The organism is Halopseudomonas sp., from assembly GCF_038130085.1.
Lineage (GTDB): Bacteria > Pseudomonadota > Gammaproteobacteria > Pseudomonadales > Pseudomonadaceae > Halopseudomonas.
In genome coordinates this window covers 91,647-112,109 of record NZ_JAYPMU010000001.1, presented here as the reverse complement: position 1 = coordinate 112,109, position 20,463 = coordinate 91,647, and the positions used below count along the sequence as shown (strand labels likewise).

Below are 20,463 nucleotides of genomic sequence, written 5' to 3'. Positions count from 1 at the left end.
GTTTAGGGGAGGGCCAGGCCTTCATTGGCTAACATTGCGCGCAGGCGAATCAGCGGCAGGCCGATCAGGCTGGTTGGGTCGTCACCCTGCATGCGTGCGATCAGTGTGATGCCGAACCCTTCCGATTTGAAGCTGCCGGCGCAGTCGTAGGGTTGCTCAAGTTGCAGGTAGCGCTCGATTTCTTCGGGCTGCAGGTGTCGAAAGGTCACGTGGACGTGTTCGACGCAGGTTTGCTGAGTGTCGCTGGCGCTGTTGAGCAGGCACAGTGCTGTCGAGAAGGTCAGAGTGCGGCCGCTGCTGCGCGTGAGTTGATCGACGGCTGCGGCGTGATTGAGGGGCTTGCTGACCGGCTCGCCGTCGAGGAGTAATACCTGGTCGGAGCCGATGATCAAGTGGTTGTTGAAGCGTTGGCTGAGTGCGCGAGCTTTTGCTTGTGCAAGGCGTTCGGTCAGGTGGGTTGCTGACTCGCCCGGAAGGGGTGTTTCGTCAATGTCGGGTGATACGTACTCGAACGGCTGCTGCAGGCGCTCCAGCAGGTTTTTGCGGTAGGGTGAGCTTGAGGCAAGCACCAGTTTTGGCATGGGGCGTCTCCGTCTTGGTGGGTTGCTTATGGTAGCGGCTTCGATGATCGTAGTGTGAGCCGCCGAACGGCATGCTGAAGGGTTTAAATAGTTTTGACAGGCGGGGTTTGTGCCCCTAGAATTGTGCGCTCATGTCTGGAACCATACCCTCGCACATTGAGCCGGCTCGACTGGTTGACCGCAGAATCACGCTGAAAGGCGCGGTGAAGGTGAGTAGTCTTGAGCGTTTTTCGGCTGTGTTGCAGGCCACGACTGGAGAGGTTCAGGTTGAACTGTATTTCTCCCGAGACGAGCAGCGCATAGCGACTATGCATGGCCATTACCAGGTTGATGCGCCGTTGTTGTGTCAGCGTTGTCTTGAGCAGGTTGTTGTGCCGATCGACAGTGAATGTGATGTGGGTTTTGTAACGAGCGACGAGGCAGCCAAACAGCTTCCTCGTCACTATGAACCGGTTATTGTGGGTGAGGAACCGCTCGATCTGTTTGCGCTGATCGAGGATGAACTGATTTTGGCTCTGCCTGCAGTTCCGATGCATCCGCAACAAACATGTCAGCATCCGCCAGGGTATCGCCCTGAGACGGCGGAGCTGGAGGAAAAGTCTGAGAAGCCTAATCCTTTCAGCGTGCTGGCCAAATTAAAACGCGATACCTGAGCTTAGGAGCTTATTAGTCATGGCTGTTCAGCAGAACAAAAAGTCCCGTTCCGCACGCGGCATGCGTCGTTCGCATGATGCCCTGTCCGCCGCCGCCTTGTCCGTTGACAAGACCACTGGTGAAACTCACCTGCGCCACCACGTTTCTCCTGACGGTTTCTACCGTGGTCGTCAGGTGATCAACAAGGACAACGACGAATAAGTCTTGTCCACGTCAATCCGCATTGCGATTGATGTGATGGGCGGGGACCGCGGTCCCCGCTGCATTGTCCCCGCTGCGCTACGCAGTCTCTCGCTGTACCCCTCCCTGCATATCACTCTGGTTGGCGCTGCCGACGTGGTCGAGCCGTTGCTGACGGATTCTGATCTTGCGTCTGATCGCCTCTCGTTTCGTCCTGCCCGTGAGCAAATTCTTGCTGATGATCCGCCTGCCAGCGTCCTGCGCGGTAAGCGTGATGCGTCCATGCGGGTTGCGCTTGAGTTGGTTCGCGATGGTCTCGTTGATGGCTGTCTGAGTGCTGGCAATACCGGTGCGCTGATGGTTTTGGCGCGTGCGGTGCTGGGTACGCTGGACGGAATTCGTCGTCCCGCTATCATGGCGGCATTGCCGGTATCTGGTCGTCTGTGTCATGTGCTTGATCTGGGTGCAAACGTGGACTGCCCGGCCGAGCAGTTGTTCGAGTTCGCTGTCATGGGGGCGGCTGCCGCTGGGGAGCTGAGTGGTGATCCGGCGCCCCGGGTCGGTCTGCTCAATATTGGCAGCGAGACGCACAAGGGTAATCGCCAGGTGCGTGAGGCTGCCGCTCTGTTACGGGCCTGCCCAAAGCTGAACTACGTCGGCCCGGTAGAAGGTGACGGGTTGTTTCGCGGTGAGGCTGATGTGGTTGTTTGCGATGGTTTTGTCGGTAATGTGTTGCTGAAGGCGAGCGAGGGTCTGGCGGGTTATCTGCAGGCTGAAATGCGCGGCGCTGTAGCCAGTAGTTGGTTGTTGCGCTGGCTGGCACCGATGGTGCTGCATGCGACCCGGCGTACGCGCGAGCGCCACGATCCGGCACGTTACAACGGTGCCAGCCTGCTTGGTTTGCGCGGGGTGGTGATGAAGAGTCATGGTGCTGCTGATGAAGGAGCCATGTTGGCTGCTATCGGGCACACCGTAAAGGCGTGCGAGGTGCGCTTACCGGAGCGAATTGCTGGTCGCGTCCGTGAATGCAGGGCCGCGCTGTGACCTCGTGCCTGCGGCTGGCATCCAAACTCCAATGTCACACGCATGTGTCTAGACTCTCTGCAATCTTTTGATAACAGGATGATGTTATGACTAACTCCCTTGGCTTTGTTTTCCCCGGTCAGGGCTCGCAGTCCGTTGGCATGCTGAGCGAACTCGCTGAGCAGCACGCGATTATCAAGGACACGTTTGCTGAGGCATCCGGTGCTCTGGGTTATGACCTGTGGGCGCTCAGCCAGAACGGTCCTGAGGCTGACCTGAATCGTACTGATCGAACTCAGCCGGCGATCCTCACTGGGTCTGTTGCGCTGTGGCGTCTGTGGTGTGCCGAGTCTGATGTGCGCCCGGCGTTTGTTGCAGGTCACAGTCTGGGTGAGTACTCGGCGCTGGTTGCGGCCAATGTGCTGGATTTTACCGATGCCGTTAAGTTGGTCGAGCGTCGTGGTCAGCTGATGCAGCAGGCGGTGCCCGAAGGTCAGGGCAGCATGGCGGCTATTCTCGGTCTTGAGGATCAGCAGATTATTGATATCTGTGCTGCTGCGTCGCAAGGCGATGTGGTCAGTGCGGTCAACTTCAACGCGCCGGGTCAGGTCGTGATTGCGGGGCAGGTCGATGCCGTCGCGCGTGCGATTGATGGCTGCAAAGCTGCCGGTGCCAAGCGTGCATTGCCACTGCCGGTCAGTGTGCCATCCCATTGCGCGCTGATGCAGCCCGCCGCGGAGCAACTGGCTGCGGACTTTGCGGCGCTAACCTGGCGGGCACCGGAAATTACTCTGGTTCAGAACGTGAGTGCGCGTCCGGCCTCTGATGTGACAGCGCTGCGTCAGCTGCTGGTAGAGCAACTGTATAGCCCGGTCCGCTGGGTAGAGTCGGTCGTCTATATGGCTGAGCAGGGTGTGACCGATTTGGTCGAGTGCGGCCCGGGCAAAGTTCTCGGTGGTTTGAACAAACGTTGCGCCAAAGGTGTCAACAACCACAGTCTGGAAAGCGTGGCGGGCTTTGAAGCATTCCGCGCGCAGTTTGCTTGAGGAGCAGGACATGAGTCTGGAAGGAAAGGTTGCACTGGTTACCGGTGCCAGCAGAGGGATTGGTCAGGCTATTGCGCATGCACTGGCGGCTCAGGGTGCCATTGTTGTTGGTACGGCGACTAGCGATAGCGGCGCGCAAGCCATTGCTGACAAGCTGGCTGAGGCCGGTTACAAGGGCACTGGCATGAAGCTGGATGTGCGTGATGCGGACTCGGTCAGTGCGGTGCTGTCCGCCATTACTGATGCTTACGGCGCACCAGCTATCCTGGTTAATAATGCCGGTATCACCGCCGATAACCTGCTTATGCGCATGAAAGATGACGAGTGGGATGATGTGATCGGTACTAACCTCAGTTCGGTCTACCGTTTGTCCAAGGCGGTTCTGCGGGGCATGACCAAGGGTCGCTGGGGGCGTATTATCAACATCAGCTCTGTGGTTGGTTGCATGGGTAACGCTGGCCAATCCAACTACGCTGCGGCCAAGGCCGGCATGGAAGGCTTTACCCGTGCGCTGGCGCGGGAAGTCGGCTCGCGTGCGATTACTGTGAACGCTGTAGCACCGGGCTTTATTGACACTGACATGACGCGTGCGCTTAATGACAGCCAGCGTTCGGTGATGCTGGAGCAGATTCCGCTTGCTCGTCTGGGGCAGGCTGAAGAAATTGCTGCCGCGGTTGCCTTCCTGGCAAGCGAGAGTGCGGGCTACATTACCGGTGCTACACTGCCGGTCAATGGCGGTATGTACATGTGATTTGCTGCTGTTACTGGCCTGGGCCAGGGCAGCAAGAGTTTCAATGGGTGGAAGCCGCAGGCTTTGACCTCTTTGCGTCAGAGACGATTCGCGCTTGAAACCAAGAGAATTGTTTCTATAAACTACCCGCAGTCCGGCTTCTCGGAACTGCAAATAGGAGTGAGAACAAGGTATGAGTACCATCGAAGAACGCGTCAAGAAAATCGTTGCCGAGCAGCTCGGTGTCAAAGAAGAAGAAGTAACCAACAGTGCTTCTTTCGTTGAAGATCTTGGCGCTGACTCCCTGGACACCGTGGAGCTGGTGATGGCTCTCGAAGAAGAATTCGAGACCGAGATTCCGGATGAAGAAGCCGAGAAGATCACCACTGTTCAGGAAGCTATCGACTACGTGAACGCTCACCAGAAGTAATCACGTAGCCTGCTTGCAGGACATCAAGAAAGCCGCAGTACTGGTTTCCAGTCTGCGGCTTTCTTGCATCTGGATACTTTGCACTTGTCGGCTGTGCCGCGGTTCGTGTTGCCGATGGCGGCATTTGCACGGACAATAGGGCGATTTTGCACGGGTGGTAAGCCTGTGGCGGTTTTCACGATTTGAATAAGGAGTGTGCCGTGTCGCGCAGACGCGTTGTTGTAACTGGTCTGGGTATGCTGTCTCCTCTGGGTAATACGGTAGAGAGCAGTTGGCAGGCGGCCCTGGCGGGCAAAAGTGGCATTGGCCCGATTGAACATATGGATGTGAGTGCGTTCGCGACCCGCATCGGTGGCTCGGTACGTGACTTCGACGTTGAGCTGTATATGGCAGCCAAGGAAGCGCGCAAGCTGGACCTGTTTATCCAGTACGGGCTGGCCGCGTGCATCCAGTCAATTCAAGACTCGGGTCTGGAAGTGACTGATGAGAACCGTGATCGCATCGGCGTTGTCATGGGGTCGGGTATTGGTGGTTTGACCAATATCGAGAAGAACTGTGAGCAGTTGCTGAACAGCGGCCCGCGTCGCATCTCTCCTTTCTTTGTGCCTGGCTCGATCATCAATATGGTCGCGGGCTATCTGTCCATTCAGTACGGTCTTCAGGGGCCAAACTACGCACTGACCACTGCGTGCACCACCGGCACTCACAGTATCGGTATGGCTGCGCGCAATATCGCTTACGGTGAAGCTGATGTGATGGTCGCCGGTGGCTCCGAAATGGCCACGACGGGTTTGGGGTTGGGCGGGTTTGCTGCAGCCCGTGCCATGTCGACCCGTAACGATGACCCGCAGGGCGCCAGTCGTCCATGGGATCGTGAACGCGACGGTTTTGTGCTGTCCGACGGTGCTGGCGCCATGGTGCTGGAAGAGTATGAGCATGCCAAGGCTCGCGGGGCGCGTATCTATGCCGAGCTGGTGGGCTTTGGCATGAGTGGTGACGCTTATCACATGACTGCGCCGCCGGAGGATGGTCGTGGCGGTGCCAAGTGCATGGCTAATGCGCTGAAGGATGCCGGTTTGAATCCTGACGAGGTCGACTACATCAACGCGCATGGCACCTCGACGCCGGCTGGTGATATCGCCGAGACGTGTGCGGTGAAGTCCGTGTTTGGCGCTCACGCCAATGAGCTGGCTATCAGCTCGACCAAGTCGATGACGGGCCACTTGCTGGGTGCTGCTGGTGCGGTAGAGGCTGTGTTCAGTGTGCTGGCTCTGCGCGACCAGGTCGCTCCGCCGACCATCAACCTGGATAACCCCGATGAAGGGTGTGATCTGAACTACGTTGCGCATCAGGCACAGCAACGCAAGATCGATGTCACGCTGTCCAACTCCTTCGGTTTTGGTGGCACCAACGGCAGCCTGGTATTTCGTCGCTGCGAATGAGCCACTCGATTCCAGTGGCCACGACGTGGGTAAACGGGCAGCTTGCAGATCATCTGCCCGTAACTGACCGTGGGCTGGCCTATGGTGACGGCTTGTTCGAGACGCTGCGTGCGAGTCAGGGGCGGTTGCCCCTGCTCGAACTGCACCTCAAGCGTTTGCAGCGCGGTTGTGATGTCTTGAGGATTCCCTTTCGGCGTCAGCTGATTGAGGAGGAGCTTGGCAGCGCTGCCAACGCCATAGGGGATGGCGTCGTGAAGCTGACTCTGACGCGAGGCAGCGGCCAGCGTGGATATGCGATGCCCGCTGATGCGCAACCCACCCGCGTGATTGCTGTCTTCCCGCTGCCGGAGTATCCGGCGGACCGGCGCGACGGTGTTCAATTGTATTGCTGTGCAACGCGATTGTCCGATCAACCGTTGCTTGCTGGTATCAAACACCTCAATCGGCTCGAACAGGTGCTCGCGCGTAGCGAATGGCAGGATCCTGCATTTGCCGAAGGGCTGGTCTGTGATCAGCAGGGGCGCGTTGTAGAGGGCACCATGAGCAATCTGTTTGCTCGGGTTGCCGGCGAGTGGGTTACGCCTGACCTGAGCCGTTGTGGTGTGCAAGGTGTGATGCGCGATTATCTGCTGGCTCGAATGCTGGAGCGGGGACAGCGGTTCACAGTGGGAGCGTTGACGCTTGACGCGCTGCATCAGGCGGATCAGGTTTTCTGTTGTAACAGTTTGATTGGGGTCTGGCCGGTTATCCGGCTGGGCGACCGGGCATGGCAGGTGGGTAGTGAAACCCGACTGCTGCAATCCCTCGCTGAACAGGTTTATCTGTGAAGATTTTTGGCAAGTTTCTGGCTGTTTCACTTTTCCTCGTGATTGTCGTCGGTCTGACCGGTGGTGTGTGGGGGTTCCTTACCTTGCAGCGTGCGCTGCATCAACCGTTGCAGTTGAGTGAGCCGCAAACCTTGGTGGTAGAAGCGGGCAGCTCGCCTGGTCGAGTCTTCGCTCAACTGGAACAGCAGGGCGTGCTTGAGGGGGGCAGTTGGCTGCGTCGCTATTGGCAGTGGCAGATGGAGGGGGCGGTACTGCACGTCGGTGAGTACGCTCTGGAGCCTGAAATGACCGCTGCCGAGTTGCTGCACATGATGGAGCGCGGTGATGTGGTGCAGCGCAGTCTGACCCTGGTCGAGGGGTGGAACTTTCGTCAGGTGCGCAGTGCGCTGGCATCGGCTGATCATCTGCAGCAAACCTTGCCTGCCCAACTGACCGATGCTGAGGTGATGGCGGCGCTCGGCTATGAAGGCGAACATCCGGAGGGGCGCTTCTTCCCAGATACCTATCAGTACACGCTCGGCATGAGTGATCGAGCCATTCTGCAGCGTGCGCACGAGCGCATGGCGGTGGTGCTTGAGGAGGTCTGGGCTGGGCGCGATGAGGGGTTGCCGATCAGCTCTGCGTACGAGGCGCTGATTCTGGCTTCCATTGTCGAAAAGGAAACCGGGGTGCCGTCGGAGCGCGCCGAGATTGCCGGTGTGTTCACCCGGCGTTTGCGCATCGGTATGCGTCTGCAGACCGATCCTACGGTGATCTACGGTCTGGGCTCAGATTATCAGGGCAACATTCGTCGTCGCCATCTGCAGCAGCCGACGGCGTATAACACCTATGTGATTGACGGCCTGCCGCCAACGCCTATCGCTATGCCCGGGCGTGAAGCCATTGAGGCGGCGGTGCATCCAGCTGACGGCAAGAGTCTGTATTTCGTTGCCAAAGGGGATGGATCGCACGTGTTCTCCAACTCCCTTGCAGAGCATAACCGCGCGGTGCGAGCCTATCAGCTGCAGCGCCGCAAGGATTACCGATCCAGTCCCGCTCCGGAGAGTGCGCAATGACAGGTGTATTCGTCACCCTGGAAGGGCCTGAAGGCGCAGGCAAGTCGACCAATCTCGGCTACGTTGCCGACGCGCTGCGCCGCGCTGGTTGTGATCCGCTGCTGACCCGTGAGCCGGGCGGTACACCGATAGCTGAACGGATGCGCGGTATTCTGCTTGAGCATCATGAAGAACCGATGGATCCCGACGCCGAACTGTTGCTGGTGTTTGCCGCGCGCGCGCAGCATCTGAGTCGGGTGATTCGCCCGGCGCTGGCGCAGGGGCGGGTGGTAATCAGTGACCGTTTTACCGATGCTACCTATGCGTATCAGGGCGGCGGGCGTGGCATCGATGCTGCACGCATTGCCGCGCTGGAATCCTGGACGCAGGGTGAGCTGCGCCCTGATCTGACCCTGGTGCTCGATGTGCCGGTTGAAGTGGGCATGGCGCGGGCGCGGGCGCGCAGCGCGCTTGATCGCTTTGAGAGTGAGCAGCGCGCGTTCTTCGACGGCGTGCGTTCTACCTACCTTCAGCGTGCTGCCGCAAACCCGGAGCGTTACCGGGTTGTGGATGCCAGTGGTGAGCTGGCGCAGGTGCAGCGCGATCTTGAACCGGTGATCGAGCAGATTCTGGAGCACTGGCGTGCTTGAACAGGCTCGGACACCATTACCCTGGCATGAGCCGGTGTGGGGCGCGTTGGTTGGTCAGCCGCACTTCGCTCATGCCTATCTGTTCTGCGGCCCGGCCGGGGCCGGGAAGCGCGCCTTTGCCGGTGCCTTTGCTGCCTGGTTGATGTGTGACACGCCGAGTGCTCAGGGCGCCTGTCAGCAATGTCGCAGCTGTCTGCTGCGTCAGGCCGGCAGCCACCCTGATCTGCTGTTGATTGAGCCGGAGGAGGCGGGCAAGGCAATCCGTGTCGATGCGATTCGGCAACTGGTGGATTTCATCTCTCAAACGGCCCAACAGGGCGGACGCAAGGTGGTGGTGTTGCACCCGGCGGAGGCAATGAACCAGAACGCGGCCAACGCGCTGCTCAAGTCGCTTGAAGAGCCAACTGCTGAGACCTACCTGTTGCTGGTCAGTGATCAGCCGAGTCGGCTGCTGCCGACCATTCGCAGTCGCTGTCGGGTGCAGCCACTGGGATTGCCGGCCGAGCAGGGCGCGCAGGCCTGGTTGCAGTCCGAGCTGCCCGATGTTGACGGCGCACAACGGTCTCTGCTGCTGCAGATGGCAGCCGGAGCGCCGCTCAAGGCTCTGGACCTGAAGGCGCAGGATGCGATTACCGTGCGTGAAAAGGTGGTCGAGGGCGTCAAGGCGCTGCTCAAGGGGCAGATATCGGCACCCAAACTCGCAGAGCAATGGAATGGTGTGGCTCTGGAGTTGCTGCTCGACTGGTTTGCCGCCTGGACGCTAGAGCTGCTGAAGCTCAACCAAGGGGCGCTGGAGACGGCGAACAGCGCCGACATGGACAAGGTGCTGGGTTATTTGGCGCAGCGTATCAACGTCAGCGAGCTGCTCGATTGGCAGGACTGGTTGTTGCAACATCGTCGTCAGTTTGACAACAAGGCCAACCTGAACCGCCAGCTGTTCCTCGAAAAGCTGCTCGCGCGCTGGAAAATGCTGGCCGAAAGGCGGTAATCTGGCGGGCATCGCGTTGAGTGAAAGGAATGATCAATGACTAATCCCATGGCTCCGGGTCCTCGCAACGGCATTTTGTCGCTGACTATTAAAGACAAGTCCGTTCTGTACGCTGCCTATATGCCGTTCGTGAAGCACGGCGGTCTGTTCATTCCGACCAACAAGAACTATCGCCTCGGTGACGAGGTGTTCATGCTGCTGAACCTGATGGATGAGCCGGAGAAAATTCCGGTTGCGGGCAAGGTCATCTGGGTGACGCCAAAGGGCGCCCAGGGTAACCGCGCCGCAGGTATCGGTGTCCAGTTCAGTGATCAGGACAATACCGCTCGCAGCAAAATCGAAACCTATCTGGCTGGTGCGCTGCAGTCTGACCGGCCGACCCATACCATGTAGTTTTCATGCTCATTGATTCTCACTGTCACCTCGATCGTCTCGATTTAACTCCCTACAACGGCTCTCTAGACGCTTTGCTGGATGCGGCGCGTTCGCGTGGCGTCGGCAAGTTTCTCTGTATTGGTGTGGATGCCGACAACGCGGCAACCGTGCAGGAACTGGCGGAGCGCTATGCTGATGTTTTTTGCAGCGTCGGCATTCATCCTCTTGACCTGAAAGACGGCAATGCGACTGATCTGAACTGGTTGCTGAAGGCGCTTGATCATCCACGCACCGTTGCTATTGGCGAAACCGGGCTCGATTATCACTACGAACCGGAGCTGGCCGAACAGCAGAAGGCTTCTTTTGCCATTCACCTGCAGGCTGCCCAGCAGACCGGTAAGCCGGTCGTGATCCATACCCGCGCCGCACGTCAAGATACACTGGATATGCTGCGCGAGGCGGATCTGGCCAACGCTGGCGTGCTGCACTGTTTCACCGAAGACTGGGACATGGCGCGCGCCGCGCTGGATATGGGCTATTACATTTCGCTGTCGGGAATCGTGACGTTTCGCAATGCCGATGCCTTGCGTGAGGTGGCTCGCCAGGTGCCGGCGGATCGCCTGCTAGTCGAAACCGATTCGCCGTACCTGGCGCCGATTCCGCATCGCGGCAAGCCGAACGAGCCGCAGTTCGTGTGTGAGGTCGCGGCCTTTTTGGCAAATTTGCGCGGCGAGTCGCTGGAGCGTCTGCAGCAGCAGACAACAGACAACTTCCATCGTCTATTCCCGCTGTCTCAAACCTGAAATCCGGGCAAAAAAAACCCGAATTCTGGGGGAGGAATTCGGGTTAAGACCATTAGGAGTGATACAGAGACAGGACAGGGCCTGTCTTAACAGGGCTGACACTTGGGGGATGTGCCCGTCCTGATAGCTTCAGTATTGTCGAAAATACTCGTCTTTCCACTGACCTTTGCCGCTTTTATAAACTGATTTGGAATACGCTTTGCGCATCTTATCGTGAAGCGTTGTTATCGCGCGCCTCGGCAATCAAGGTGTCCAGCCTGCTGACCGCCAGTTTCAGGTTGCCCTCGCTGCTATAGAAGTGTGGCGACCAGCGAATGCCGCCACCTCGAAGTGCGCAGATTACCCCGGCGTCCATCAGTTTTCGATGCAGCGGCTTGAGGTCTACGCCGCTTACGGAAAATGTGATGATGCCGGAGCGGCGCTCGGGGCTCAGGTCGCTGAGTATCGTTACGCCTGGGAGTGCTGACAGCAGAGTGGCGAGCAGGCAGATCCGCTTGTCGAGTTCGCTGGCAACGGTTTCCAGGCCAACGTCGAGCAGCAGTGAGAGGCTGGCAGACAGTGCCTGTTGTGCGAGCGTATTAGGGCTGCCCGGCTCGAAGCGTCGTGCCGACGCGGCGGGGCGCCAATCGCTGCGGTCGTAATCGCCCATCGCTTCGACCATATGCCAGCCGTGCTGGGTCAGTTTCAATTGTTCGCGCACGCGGGCGTGGCAATAGAACACTCCCAGGCCTTCGGGGCCTAGTAGCCATTTATGCCCGTCAGCCATGGCAAAGTCGCATTGAATGTGTTGAACGTCCAGCGGTTGGGCGCCCAAGGTCTGGATCGCATCGACGCAGAACAAAATGTTGCGCTCGCGGCAGGCCGCTCCCAGCAGTTGCAGGTTCATTCGCAGGCCTGTGCCGTATTGCACTGAACTGATGCTGAGCAGGCGCGTGCGTTCTGTCATGGCGTTGATCAGCGCCTGTTCCGGTTGTGATCCGAGCGAAACGCTGCGCAACGTGACGCCGAGTTCCAGTAAGGCTTCCCAAGGAATACGGTTGGATGGGAATTCCTGATCGCTGATCAGCACCTCGTCGCCGACATCCCAGGCGATACCTTGGGCGACGAAGGACAGTGCCTCGGAGGTATTTTTGACCAAGGCGATGTCATTGCTCGATGGGCTGTTGAGGAGCGTTTGCAGCTGCTCCCGAAGATGGCGTTCAGTGCGGCTCCAGCGAGGGTAGTCCCGTGCACCCTGTTGCAGGTTCTCGTGTGCGAAGGCGCTGACCGCCTCGGCGGCGCGCCGTGGCCAGGGTGCGACGGCGGCGTGATTGAGATAGCAGAGCCCGGTGTCTTGGGGGAACTCGTCGAGCCAGCTTTCGTTCAGGTTCATGGGCGCCTCGCGTTGGTGTCATTTCGGTCAAAAGCCGGACTGCTTCGTGGTGTCAGTCCAGAATGGCCAAAGGCTCCATATTTAGACACATCTGAACTGGATAGTCAGCTTATAAGCAAATCTGGGCAGAGGGTCATGAAGTTGGCATAATGGGGCACTTTGCCAATTTGAATCTGGGTACCTTGATGCAGAAAGAGTCACGTAAAGTTCGCGAATTTCGTCGTCGCGAACAGGAAATTCTCGACAGCGCGTTGCGTCTGTTCCTTGAGCAGGGCGAAGACAGCGTAACGGTTGAGATGATCGCCGACGAGGTCGGGATTGGCAAAGGTACCATCTATAAACACTTTAAATCCAAGGCAGAGATCTACCTGCGGTTGATGCTTGATTACGAGCGCGATCTGGCCGATCTGCTGCATTCCGAATCCATCGAACGCGACAAGGCCGCGCTCTCTCGTGAGTACTTTGCGTTTCGTATGAGCGACCCGGAGCGCTACCGGTTGTTTGACCGACTGGAAGAGAAGGTGGTCAAGTCCAACCAGCTTCCGGCCATGGTCGAGGAGCTGCACCAGATCCGCACGTCCAACTTCAATCACATCACTGGCGTGATTCAGTCGCGTATCGACGATGGCAAGCTGGAAGATGTGCCGGCCTATTTCCACTACTGCGCGGCCTGGGCGCTGGTTCACGGCGCCATGGCCATGTATCACTCGCCGTTCTGGCAAGACGTTATCAAGGACAAGGAAGGCTACATGCAATTCCTGATGGACGTCGGGGTGCGCATGGGCAATCGCTTCAAGCGTCGTAAGGATGGAGAGGAAGGGTAGGCGGCCTGAGACCACCTGAACTCCTGTCCGGGCTGGCAGTCTCAGACTGCGCAGCCGTGACAGGAGTCCTATCGTGTTCAAGTCCTCTTTCCTTGCATGCTGCGTGCTGGCTTTCAGCACGCCGTTCGTCACACTGGCGCAGGCGCGAGACTACCGCTACGCCGACGCGCATCTTCACTATGTCGACTTCTTTCAGGAGTCGGAGGGCATGGAAGCACTATTGCAGGCGATGGATGAGGCGGGCGTCGCGCACGTTATGCTCAGCGGTGTGCCGGTCGCCAAGCAGTGGCATGAGAACGAGCCGAAACGGCCACGCTATTATGCCGGCGACGATGGCGGCGCTTACTGGTTTAGCGCAACCGATGTGCTGGTAGCCAAGGCGTTCGAGTCATTGTCTCCGGCGCAGCGTCAACGTTTTCACCCTTTTCTGTCCGGCTTCAACCCCAACGACAAGAACGCTGATGCTCACGTCCGGCGTATGTTGGAGATGTATCCGGGCGTCTGGCAAGGTTTGGGCGAGGTTTTCACCCGACACGATGACCTGACGGCGTTGATTCACGGTGAGCCGCCGCGGGCGAACAGCGAGGCGATGCACCGGGTTTATACGTTGGCGGCCGAGTACGATCTGCCGGTGCTGATTCATAGCAATATCACCTCTCAGCGTGAGCGTAACCCCCTGTATCTGGCTGAAATGGAAGAGCCGCTGCGCAATCATCCGCGGGTGCGTTTTATCTGGGCTCATGCGGGCACCAGTATGGAAATTCATCGTCATCAGACGCGGTTGGATTTCTTGCTGCCGACTGTGCGGCGTCTACTGACTGCATATCCAAATCTGTATATCGACCTGTCGTGGACGGTGCGTGATCCGTATCTGCTTGATCATGACGGTCGCCCGGATCCGGAATGGGTTCAACTGGTTGAAGATTTTCCCGAGCGCTTTATGCTCGGCTCGGATGTCGTGGGGCAGTTCGGCAGTATCGAAAAATATATGAGGGGCTTTGATGCCTTTCTCGACGCGTTGCCGGAGAAAGTTGCCCGCGCCGTAGCGCGGGACAACTTTCTTGCGATCCTACCCGATGGGGCTGCGCCCGTCGGGGGTGTGCCTACCGATCAGGGTGTAAGCGGTGGCTCGGCCCAGTAGAGACAGCGGTGATAGCCGAGGAAACTCAGCGTACTCACACTGCTCGCGTTGGGCGCGTCGAGGACCTGCAGATTACTGGTGGCTGCCTGCGGCCACGCTGCGGCCACACCGTCGGTGGTGTTGGGGTCGCCGTCCTTGGCAAACTGGGTCCAGTAGTCAACCATTTCGCCGGACAGACTGGTCAGATCACCAAGATCACCGGTGTAGCGCTGCTCCATGATGCTTTGAGGGTAAAGAACATACGGGATCTCGCCTGCATGGGTAGCGCCCAGTGGGAAGGTGACAGCGAAGGGCGGCACCAGGGTCCAGGGCGCGTCTTCGTCGCGGAACCAGTATTGGAAGGTATTCATACTGGCGCTGGCGAAGGTGGTGGCATGCGAGTAGGCGTTACAGGCAAACATGAAGTCGGTCCAGATGCCTGACAGTGCTGCTTCGTACGGTTTTGCTGCGCTGTTGAAGAAGGTCAGGTAGTCGGTAGCGATCTGGTTGTCGTCGAACGGGATGCTGGCCTGATAGGGTTGGAAAAACTCCGCCACGCGTTCACGGTACTCCGCCTCGTCGTCAATCGGGTCGCCGCCGACCTCGTCCAGCGCCACAAACAGGGTGCCTTCGTTTTGGTTACTGCCGATCATGATGTCGAGTGAAGTGTTGAAGTCGCCGTCGGCGAGAGCTTGCTGAATCGACTTGGGTAACAGGTCATCAGACGCGTCTACCACGGGTATTGCTTGGGAGCCCTGAGCGGCGAGCAGCGCTGAAACCGGCAGTGCTCTCAGGCAGTCTGCGGCCGTTGCCAACTCGTTGCAGCCCAGATTAGTGGCAACGCTCATGCCAATGGCCTGGGCGGTTGCTTTGGGCATCTGGAAGGGCGCGTAGGAGCCGCTCTGGACGATGGCGCGCTGGAACAGATCTGCATCTTCGGCGCGGGGCGAGACAATGTGGCTCATCACGCTGTGGCCACCAGCGGATTCGCCGAAGATAGTGACGTTGCTTGGGTCGCCACCGAAGGCCTCGATGTTGTTCTTGACCCATGCCATCGCCAGTTGCTGGTCCATCAGGGCAAAGTTGCCCGCGTCGGACTCCAGAGACGGGTGGGCGAGGAAGCCGAGATTGCCCAAACGATAGTTCAGGGTAACAACAATGACGTCCTGCTCGACCAATCGGGTGGGGTCGTACTCGCCGCCGCCGTTGCCGAATACGAACGCGCCACCGTGAATCCAGACCATTACCGGCAGACCCTCGGCATCAGCGGGGGCGTAGACGTTCAGGTACAGACAATCTTCGTTGCCGACGGCAGCCCCGGTGTTGAGGTCTGACTGAGGGCAGCTGTTGCCGAAGGTGTCGCTCAGCCGCAGTGGGTCGGTTCGAGTGGCCGGTGGCTGGGGCGGAGCAAAGCGTAGGTCGCCGACTGGCGGAGCCGCATACGGGATGCCGCGGAAGACGCGGATGCCGTCGCTTCTGATGCCGACGACTGAACCTTCGGTGGTCTCGACAGCGAGGGGGTTGGGAGCGTCAGACCCACCGCCACCGCCTGATAGGCAGGCGGACAGCGACAGTGCGGCGACGGCAAGGCTAAGTACCTTGAAAGTTGATGGGGTAGTGGCGCACGAGCGGGCAGTACTCATTATTATTGTCCTGTACTGTGATTTTTATTGAGGCAGAAGGCGTAACTGGCCTGATTTCAGGGCGAATGTGCGTTCTGTTTATGCAGGGAAACTATATGTGAACCTTGTCACAGTCGGCTAAACACGTCCGGGTGGTTTGCTTTGCGGGGTGCACTGGCTATGATGTGCGGTTTTTCGCAGCACGTTGCCTGGGTTCGAGGAGAGTAGTTATGGCGATGCAAGAGCCGTTTCCGGTCAGTTATATCGAGCCGGTATTTCGCCCGCCGAGTGAGGCGCATTCGCTGATTCTGCCGGTTACTAATGGTTGCTCGTGGAATAAGTGCACGTTCTGCGAGATGTACACCGCGCCGCAGAAGAAGTTCAGGGCTCGCGACGAGGCGGAAGTGCTGGATGAAATCCGCCGCGTGGGGGAGCGCTATATCGTCCAGCGTATCTTCCTGGCCGATGGCGATGCCATGGTGCTGCCGACGCATCGTCTGCTACGTATTTTAGAAGCCATTCGCGAACACATCCCGAGTGTTGAGCGGGTGACGTCGTACTGTTTGCCGCGCAATCTCAAGCGCAAATCGGTTGAAGAGCTTCAAGAGCTGCGTGAGGCTGGCTTGGCAATGTTGTATGTCGGCGCCGAGTCTGGCGATAACGAGGTACTGGAGCGCGTTAATAAAGGGGAGACCAGTGCCTCTACAGCTGATGCGCTGATCAAGGCCGGCGAGGCAGGGTTGAGGCGTTCGGTGATGATTCTTAATGGGTTGGGTGGTGTATCTCTCAGTGCGCAGCACGCATTGAATTCAGCCAAGTTGCTGAACGAGACTCAGCCTGAGTTTGTGTCCACGCTGGTGGTCAGCTTCCCGCAGGGTATGGAGCGGTTCCAGCAGCGCTACCCCGATTTTACTGAATTGAACCAACAGCAACTGTTTGGCGAATTGCGTCAATTCGTTGAAGCGCTGGAGCTGGACAACAGCACTTTTCGCAGCGACCATGCCTCTAATGCGCTGGTGCTCAAAGGCGAGCTGGGGCAGGACAAAGCAAGGCTGCTGGCGCAGATAGATCATGCGATCAGTCGCCCCGATCAGGCTGGTCTGCGACCTGAGTGGATGCGCGGACTTTAGGAGGTTTTATGCGCAAGGCTTTGGTTCTGCTCGGAATTCTTGTTCTCGCTGGATGCATGAAGCCGTCCGATATGCAGGATCAGGCCAGCTACTATCTTGGTGATGCCGGCGTGCTGAACCACTACCGCATTCAGCGCAGCAGCACCTGGGTTCTGCAGTCCGACTCCAAGCTGTATATCGCTCAAGGTCACTTCCTGCCAATCGGTCATTCCTACGCTCGACCGAACGTGGTTGCCGAAGAAGCCTTCGCTGCGGCGGTAGAGCTATTCCCGATCGTGCGCCGTGCACAGCAGCCGCTAGGTCTGGAAGAGGCTCTGGCTGAGGCTCGCGGCTACGGCTACGACTACCTTCTCTACACCCGGTTTGCCTCCGCAGCTGATGCGGTCGGCAGCGTTGAGCAGTGGGAGGAATCAGGCCAGTGGGAGGATGTTGGTCTGGATAGGGCGGTGTTGCAGGTGATGGTATTTGAAGTGGGTACGCGGCATCTGGTTGATTACGCCCGCATTGAAACCCGAGGCGGATTTCTGCAGTTTTACAAGGCATCACCTGACGATCTGCTGCGCCCGCCCCTCAAGGATTACACGGGCCAGTTGCTTGGCCGCTGAATGCGCTTGATCAGGAGGAACGATGTCGTATCGTGCGCCACCACCGCAATCTCTGTTGAACAGCCTGCCTCAGCGCAGCGAATTGCAGCGTCGAGATCCTGCGCCTGTGCATCTCTGGCATCCGGAGTTGAGCGGTGAAATGGATATGCGTATTGCGCGAGATGGCACCTGGTACCACGAGGGTGACCCGATTAAACGGCTGGCGCTGGCGCAGTTATTTTCTACTATCCTGCGGCTGGATGATGACGGCCGATACTATCTTGTAACCCCGGTCGAGCGCTGGGGTATTCAAGTTGACGATGCGCCTTTCGTTGCTACCGGGCTCACCGTTAGCGGCGAGGGCGAACAGCAGCAACTGACGTTTCAGACGAATCTGGAAGATTCCGTGCCTTTGAATATGGATCATTCCTTGCGGGTTGAACTGGATCCGCAGACGGGGGAGCCTTCCCCCTATGTGCGTGTGCGTGCCAATTTGGATGCACTGATAAGTCGCACGGTTTTTTACGAGCTGGTCGATCTCGCAGTCGAGACTGAGGTCGCAGGTCAGCTGCGCACTGGCGTCTGGAGTGCTGGTCAGTTCTTTCCGATGGACGGCGCCGAATAGGTGCGCTGACTGTTCCCCCGCGCCAATGCTGGGCATGGCAACTTGCCGCTTTCCTGTCCTTAACGCTCCGCTTGAATGTCAACCCGAAAAACACAAAAAAGCGTGTTTTTTTGATATTGATATTTACCATATGTGGGTCTAGCATTGCCCGGAATGCACAACAAATAGTGTTTTGTCGGCCGGGATGCGTACAGGTCAAAAGCCTTTGCGTCAAGCCCTAGATGGTGGTTCAGGTCGCGTATTTCAGGAGACAGAAATGAGTCAAACAGCCAAGGTGCAGCGCCTGCATAATGTGGTTACCAGCATCCCCCTGCAGCCCGCGTCGGAAGATATCTGGGATACCAAATACCGACTCAAGACAAAAGATGGTCAAGCCATCGATAAATCGGTCGATGAGACTTTTCAGCGTGTCGCACGTGCTCTGTCCGAGGTAGAAGCTCCGGAGCTGCGTGAAGAGTGGTATGAAAAATTCCTCTGGGCGCTGCGTCATGGCGCGATTCCGGCTGGTCGTATCACCTCTAACGCCGGTGCCCTTGAGCACAAGCCGGCTACCTCGACCATCAACTGCACCGTGTCCGCGACCATCGGCGACTCGATGGATGACATTCTCGCCAAATTGCACGAGGCGGGTCTGACTCTGAAGGCCGGTTGCGGTATCGGTTACGAGTTTTCCACGCTGCGCCCTAAGGGCGCATACGTCTCTGGCGCAGGTGCCTATACCTCTGGTCCGCTGTCGTTCATGGATATCTACGACAAGATGTGCTTCACCGTGTCTTCTGCCGGTGGCCGTCGTGGTGCCCAGATGGCGACTTTCGACGTTGGTCATCCGGACGTGATGGACTTCATTCGTGCCAAGCGCGAAGGCGGCCGCCTGCGCCAGTTCAACCTGTCGCTGCTGATCACTGAAGAGTTCATGAAGGCGGTTGAAGCCGATGCCGACTGGCAGCTGGCATTCCCGCTGAATCAGGCCGAAATGGAAGCTGATGGCGTCGATGCCAATGATCCTGAACAGGTGATCTGGCGCGAGTGGCCGAGCAACGAGCGTTATGTAAGTCGTGAAGACGGTCTGGTTGCCTGCCGCATCTTCCGTACCATGAAGGCGCGTCGTATTTGGGACATGATCATGAGTTCCACCTACGACTTCGCCGAGCCAGGCTTCATCCTGATTGACCGCGTCAATGAGATGAACAACAACTGGTTCTGCGAAGAGATCCGCGCGACCAACCCCTGTGGCGAACAACCTCTGCCGCCCTACGGCGCTTGCTTGTTGGGGTCTATCAACCTGACCCTGTTCGTCCGTGATCCGTTCACCGACAAGGCCCGCTTCGACTGGGACGAGTATCGTCGCGTCGTGGATATCTTCACCCGCATGCTGGACAACGTGGTCGAGATCAATGGTCTGCCGCTTGAGCAGCAGCGCAACGAGATTTACCGCAAGCGTCGTCATGGCATGGGCTTCCTCGGTCTTGGTTCGACCATGACCATGTTGCGCATGAAGTACGGCGAAGCTGACTCTCTGGAGTTCACCGAGCAAGTTTCTCGCGAGATGGCTATGCAGGGCTGGCGCACCGGTCTGGCATTGGCCGAAGAGAAGGGCGCGGCGCCGATCATGGACGAAGAGTTCGTCGTGACCGAGGCCATGCTGGCCAAGCGTCCGGAAATGGTTGCTGACGGCATCAAGGCGGGCGACAAGCTAGCCGGTAAAGTGCTGTGGGCCAAGTACAGTCGCTACATGCAGCAGGTTGCCGGCGAAGACGCTGAGCTGGCTGCAGCGCTGGCTGAAAAAGGCTCGCGCTTTACTCACCACAGCTCCATTGCGCCGACCGGCACCATTTCACTGTCGTTGGCCAACAACGCTTCCAACGGTATTGAGCCGAGCTTTGCGCATCACTACTTCCGTAACGTGATTCGCGAAGGCAAGAAGTCTAAGGAAAAGGTAGACGTATTCAGCTTTGAGCTGTTGGCCTACCGTCACTTCATCAACGCTGATGCGCTGCCGAGTATGGATGCCGAGTCGCGCAACCTGCCTGAGTACTTCATCGCCGCTGATGACGTTTCCCCGACCCAGCACGTTGATGTGCAGGCCGCGGCGCAGAAGTGGATCGATTCGTCGATTTCCAAGACGGCGAACGTGCCGACCGACTACCCGTACGAGTCCTTCAAGGACATTTACATGTACGCTTTCCACAAGGGTCTGAAGGGTTGCACTACCTTCCGTTTCAACCCGGAAGCGTTCCAGGGCGTACTGGTCAAGGAGCAGGATCTGGCCAACACCACATACCGTTTCAAGCTGGACGATGGCACCTTCATTGAGGCCAAGGGCGGCGACGAGATCGAGTATGATGGCGAGCTGCACACCGCTGCCAACCTGTATGACGCCCTGAAAGAAGGCTACTACGGAAAATTCTGAACCGGTGCCGCTG

General features: G+C 58.2%; 22 protein-coding genes. 19 read left to right on the top strand and 3 right to left on the bottom strand.

The features are described from left to right. Nucleotides 1-2 precede the first annotated feature (2 nt). Nucleotides 3-581, bottom strand: a complete 579-nt coding sequence (locus tag AAFM31_RS00530; RefSeq protein WP_341705944.1) for a Maf family nucleotide pyrophosphatase — start codon at nucleotides 579-581, stop codon at nucleotides 3-5. A 131-nt stretch (nucleotides 582-712) separates the two neighbouring features. On the opposite strand from AAFM31_RS00530, the gene AAFM31_RS00525 reads away from it, so the two are divergent. The 13 genes from AAFM31_RS00525 to AAFM31_RS00465 all read left to right on the top strand — a co-directional run bounded on the left by AAFM31_RS00525 (nucleotide 713) and on the right by AAFM31_RS00465 (nucleotide 10,763). After that, a complete protein-coding gene (locus AAFM31_RS00525; RefSeq protein ID WP_341705943.1) occupies nucleotides 713-1,234 on the top strand; it encodes a YceD family protein in 522 nt (173 codons plus the stop codon). Nucleotides 1,235-1,253: 19 nt separating this feature from the next. Then, the gene (gene rpmF / locus AAFM31_RS00520) at nucleotides 1,254-1,436 is read left to right on the top strand and encodes a 50S ribosomal protein L32 (RefSeq protein ID WP_104737630.1); all 183 of its coding nucleotides are present in this window, start codon (nucleotides 1,254-1,256) and stop codon (nucleotides 1,434-1,436) included. A 3-nt stretch (nucleotides 1,437-1,439) separates the two neighbouring features. Beyond that, complete coding sequence (plsX, locus tag AAFM31_RS00515) at nucleotides 1,440-2,459, top strand: phosphate acyltransferase PlsX (protein WP_341705942.1); 1,020 nt, start codon at nucleotides 1,440-1,442, stop codon at nucleotides 2,457-2,459. Nucleotides 2,460-2,545: 86 nt separating this feature from the next. Further along, entirely contained in the window at nucleotides 2,546-3,484 is a 939-nt protein-coding gene (fabD, locus tag AAFM31_RS00510) for an ACP S-malonyltransferase (protein ID WP_341705941.1), read from the top strand. 10 nt (nucleotides 3,485-3,494) lie between these two features. Continuing rightward, nucleotides 3,495-4,235: a 3-oxoacyl-ACP reductase FabG gene (gene fabG, locus AAFM31_RS00505; RefSeq protein ID WP_341705940.1), complete on the top strand. Its 741-nt coding sequence runs from the start codon at nucleotides 3,495-3,497 to the stop codon at nucleotides 4,233-4,235. Between the two features lie 172 nt (nucleotides 4,236-4,407). After that, complete coding sequence (gene acpP / locus AAFM31_RS00500; protein WP_088275384.1) at nucleotides 4,408-4,644, top strand: acyl carrier protein; 237 nt, start codon at nucleotides 4,408-4,410, stop codon at nucleotides 4,642-4,644. Nucleotides 4,645-4,844: 200 nt separating this feature from the next. Further along, on the top strand, nucleotides 4,845-6,086 hold the full coding sequence (gene fabF / locus AAFM31_RS00495) for a beta-ketoacyl-ACP synthase II (protein ID WP_341705939.1): 1,242 nt from the start codon (nucleotides 4,845-4,847) through the stop codon (nucleotides 6,084-6,086). Beyond that, nucleotides 6,083-6,913 (top strand): aminodeoxychorismate lyase, encoded by an 831-nt coding sequence (pabC, locus tag AAFM31_RS00490; protein ID WP_341705938.1) that lies wholly within the window; start codon nucleotides 6,083-6,085, stop codon nucleotides 6,911-6,913. The genes fabF and pabC overlap by 4 nt, the downstream gene beginning before the upstream one ends. A gap of 2 nt (nucleotides 6,914-6,915) precedes the next feature. Next, nucleotides 6,916-7,968 (top strand): endolytic transglycosylase MltG, encoded by a 1,053-nt coding sequence (mltG, locus tag AAFM31_RS00485; protein WP_371832997.1) that lies wholly within the window; start codon nucleotides 6,916-6,918, stop codon nucleotides 7,966-7,968. Then, nucleotides 7,965-8,597: a dTMP kinase gene (gene tmk, locus AAFM31_RS00480; RefSeq protein WP_341705936.1), complete on the top strand. Its 633-nt coding sequence runs from the start codon at nucleotides 7,965-7,967 to the stop codon at nucleotides 8,595-8,597. Before mltG ends, tmk begins: the two co-directional genes overlap by 4 nt. Further along, nucleotides 8,590-9,585: a DNA polymerase III subunit delta' gene (locus AAFM31_RS00475; protein WP_341705935.1), complete on the top strand. Its 996-nt coding sequence runs from the start codon at nucleotides 8,590-8,592 to the stop codon at nucleotides 9,583-9,585. Before tmk ends, AAFM31_RS00475 begins: the two co-directional genes overlap by 8 nt. A 36-nt stretch (nucleotides 9,586-9,621) precedes the next feature. Then, complete coding sequence (locus AAFM31_RS00470) at nucleotides 9,622-9,978, top strand: PilZ domain-containing protein (RefSeq protein WP_341705934.1); 357 nt, start codon at nucleotides 9,622-9,624, stop codon at nucleotides 9,976-9,978. A 5-nt stretch (nucleotides 9,979-9,983) separates the two neighbouring features. Continuing rightward, on the top strand, nucleotides 9,984-10,763 hold the full coding sequence (locus tag AAFM31_RS00465) for a TatD family hydrolase (RefSeq protein ID WP_341705933.1): 780 nt from the start codon (nucleotides 9,984-9,986) through the stop codon (nucleotides 10,761-10,763). 208 nt (nucleotides 10,764-10,971) lie between these two features. Here AAFM31_RS00465 and AAFM31_RS00460 read toward each other — a convergent pair whose 3' ends face one another. Further along, nucleotides 10,972-12,135, bottom strand: a complete 1,164-nt coding sequence (locus AAFM31_RS00460; RefSeq protein ID WP_341705932.1) for an aminotransferase class V-fold PLP-dependent enzyme — start codon at nucleotides 12,133-12,135, stop codon at nucleotides 10,972-10,974. Between the two features lie 185 nt (nucleotides 12,136-12,320). Between AAFM31_RS00460 and AAFM31_RS00455 the strand changes: the two genes are divergently transcribed. Next, nucleotides 12,321-12,959 (top strand): TetR/AcrR family transcriptional regulator, encoded by a 639-nt coding sequence (locus AAFM31_RS00455; protein ID WP_341706134.1) that lies wholly within the window; start codon nucleotides 12,321-12,323, stop codon nucleotides 12,957-12,959. 103 nt (nucleotides 12,960-13,062) lie between these two features. After that, the gene (locus AAFM31_RS00450; RefSeq protein ID WP_371832996.1) at nucleotides 13,063-14,100 is read left to right on the top strand and encodes an amidohydrolase family protein; all 1,038 of its coding nucleotides are present in this window, start codon (nucleotides 13,063-13,065) and stop codon (nucleotides 14,098-14,100) included. On the opposite strand, the gene AAFM31_RS00445 is transcribed toward AAFM31_RS00450, so the two are convergent. Beyond that, nucleotides 14,070-15,722, bottom strand: a complete 1,653-nt coding sequence (locus AAFM31_RS00445) for a carboxylesterase family protein (protein WP_341705930.1) — start codon at nucleotides 15,720-15,722, stop codon at nucleotides 14,070-14,072. The two genes, AAFM31_RS00450 and AAFM31_RS00445, sit on opposite strands and share 31 nt — an antisense overlap. A gap of 209 nt (nucleotides 15,723-15,931) precedes the next feature. Here AAFM31_RS00445 and AAFM31_RS00440 point away from each other — a divergent pair, with 209 nt between their 5' ends. The 4 genes from AAFM31_RS00440 to AAFM31_RS00425 all read left to right on the top strand — a co-directional run bounded on the left by AAFM31_RS00440 (nucleotide 15,932) and on the right by AAFM31_RS00425 (nucleotide 20,450). Further along, nucleotides 15,932-16,831 carry a radical SAM protein gene (locus AAFM31_RS00440; RefSeq protein ID WP_341705929.1) on the top strand — a complete coding sequence of 300 codons (900 nt, stop codon included), beginning with the start codon at nucleotides 15,932-15,934 and terminating at the stop codon, nucleotides 16,829-16,831. Between the two features lie 8 nt (nucleotides 16,832-16,839). After that, a complete protein-coding gene (locus AAFM31_RS00435) occupies nucleotides 16,840-17,436 on the top strand; it encodes a DUF4823 domain-containing protein (protein WP_341705928.1) in 597 nt (198 codons plus the stop codon). Between the two features lie 22 nt (nucleotides 17,437-17,458). Next, on the top strand, nucleotides 17,459-18,040 hold the full coding sequence (locus AAFM31_RS00430; protein WP_341705927.1) for a DUF1285 domain-containing protein: 582 nt from the start codon (nucleotides 17,459-17,461) through the stop codon (nucleotides 18,038-18,040). 256 nt (nucleotides 18,041-18,296) lie between these two features. Next, nucleotides 18,297-20,450, top strand: a complete 2,154-nt coding sequence (locus tag AAFM31_RS00425; RefSeq protein ID WP_341705926.1) for an adenosylcobalamin-dependent ribonucleoside-diphosphate reductase — start codon at nucleotides 18,297-18,299, stop codon at nucleotides 20,448-20,450. Nucleotides 20,451-20,463: the final 13 nt, after the last annotated feature.

Bases quoted from the DNA above. Each gene is read 5' to 3' on its own strand.
- AAFM31_RS00530 (WP_341705944.1), bottom strand. From the start codon at position 581: ATGCCAAAACTGGTGCTTGCCTCAAGCTCACCCTACCGCAAAAACCTG.
- fabG (WP_341705940.1), top strand. From the start codon at position 3,495: ATGAGTCTGGAAGGAAAGGTTGCACTGGTTACCGGTGCCAGCAGAGGG.
- AAFM31_RS00435 (WP_341705928.1), top strand. From the start codon at position 16,840: ATGCGCAAGGCTTTGGTTCTGCTCGGAATTCTTGTTCTCGCTGGATGC.
- AAFM31_RS00445 (WP_341705930.1), bottom strand. From the start codon at position 15,722: ATGAGTACTGCCCGCTCGTGCGCCACTACCCCATCAACTTTCAAGGTA.
- acpP (WP_088275384.1), top strand. From the start codon at position 4,408: ATGAGTACCATCGAAGAACGCGTCAAGAAAATCGTTGCCGAGCAGCTC.
- pabC (WP_341705938.1), top strand. From the start codon at position 6,083: ATGAGCCACTCGATTCCAGTGGCCACGACGTGGGTAAACGGGCAGCTT.
- AAFM31_RS00425 (WP_341705926.1), top strand. From the start codon at position 18,297: ATGAGTCAAACAGCCAAGGTGCAGCGCCTGCATAATGTGGTTACCAGC.
- AAFM31_RS00440 (WP_341705929.1), top strand. From the start codon at position 15,932: ATGGCGATGCAAGAGCCGTTTCCGGTCAGTTATATCGAGCCGGTATTT.
- AAFM31_RS00455 (WP_341706134.1), top strand. From the start codon at position 12,321: ATGCAGAAAGAGTCACGTAAAGTTCGCGAATTTCGTCGTCGCGAACAG.
- AAFM31_RS00460 (WP_341705932.1), bottom strand. From the start codon at position 12,135: ATGAACCTGAACGAAAGCTGGCTCGACGAGTTCCCCCAAGACACCGGG.
- tmk (WP_341705936.1), top strand. From the start codon at position 7,965: ATGACAGGTGTATTCGTCACCCTGGAAGGGCCTGAAGGCGCAGGCAAG.
- AAFM31_RS00465 (WP_341705933.1), top strand. From the start codon at position 9,984: ATGCTCATTGATTCTCACTGTCACCTCGATCGTCTCGATTTAACTCCC.
- fabD (WP_341705941.1), top strand. From the start codon at position 2,546: ATGACTAACTCCCTTGGCTTTGTTTTCCCCGGTCAGGGCTCGCAGTCC.
- AAFM31_RS00470 (WP_341705934.1), top strand. From the start codon at position 9,622: ATGACTAATCCCATGGCTCCGGGTCCTCGCAACGGCATTTTGTCGCTG.
- rpmF (WP_104737630.1), top strand. From the start codon at position 1,254: ATGGCTGTTCAGCAGAACAAAAAGTCCCGTTCCGCACGCGGCATGCGT.
- AAFM31_RS00525 (WP_341705943.1), top strand. From the start codon at position 713: ATGTCTGGAACCATACCCTCGCACATTGAGCCGGCTCGACTGGTTGAC.
- AAFM31_RS00430 (WP_341705927.1), top strand. From the start codon at position 17,459: ATGTCGTATCGTGCGCCACCACCGCAATCTCTGTTGAACAGCCTGCCT.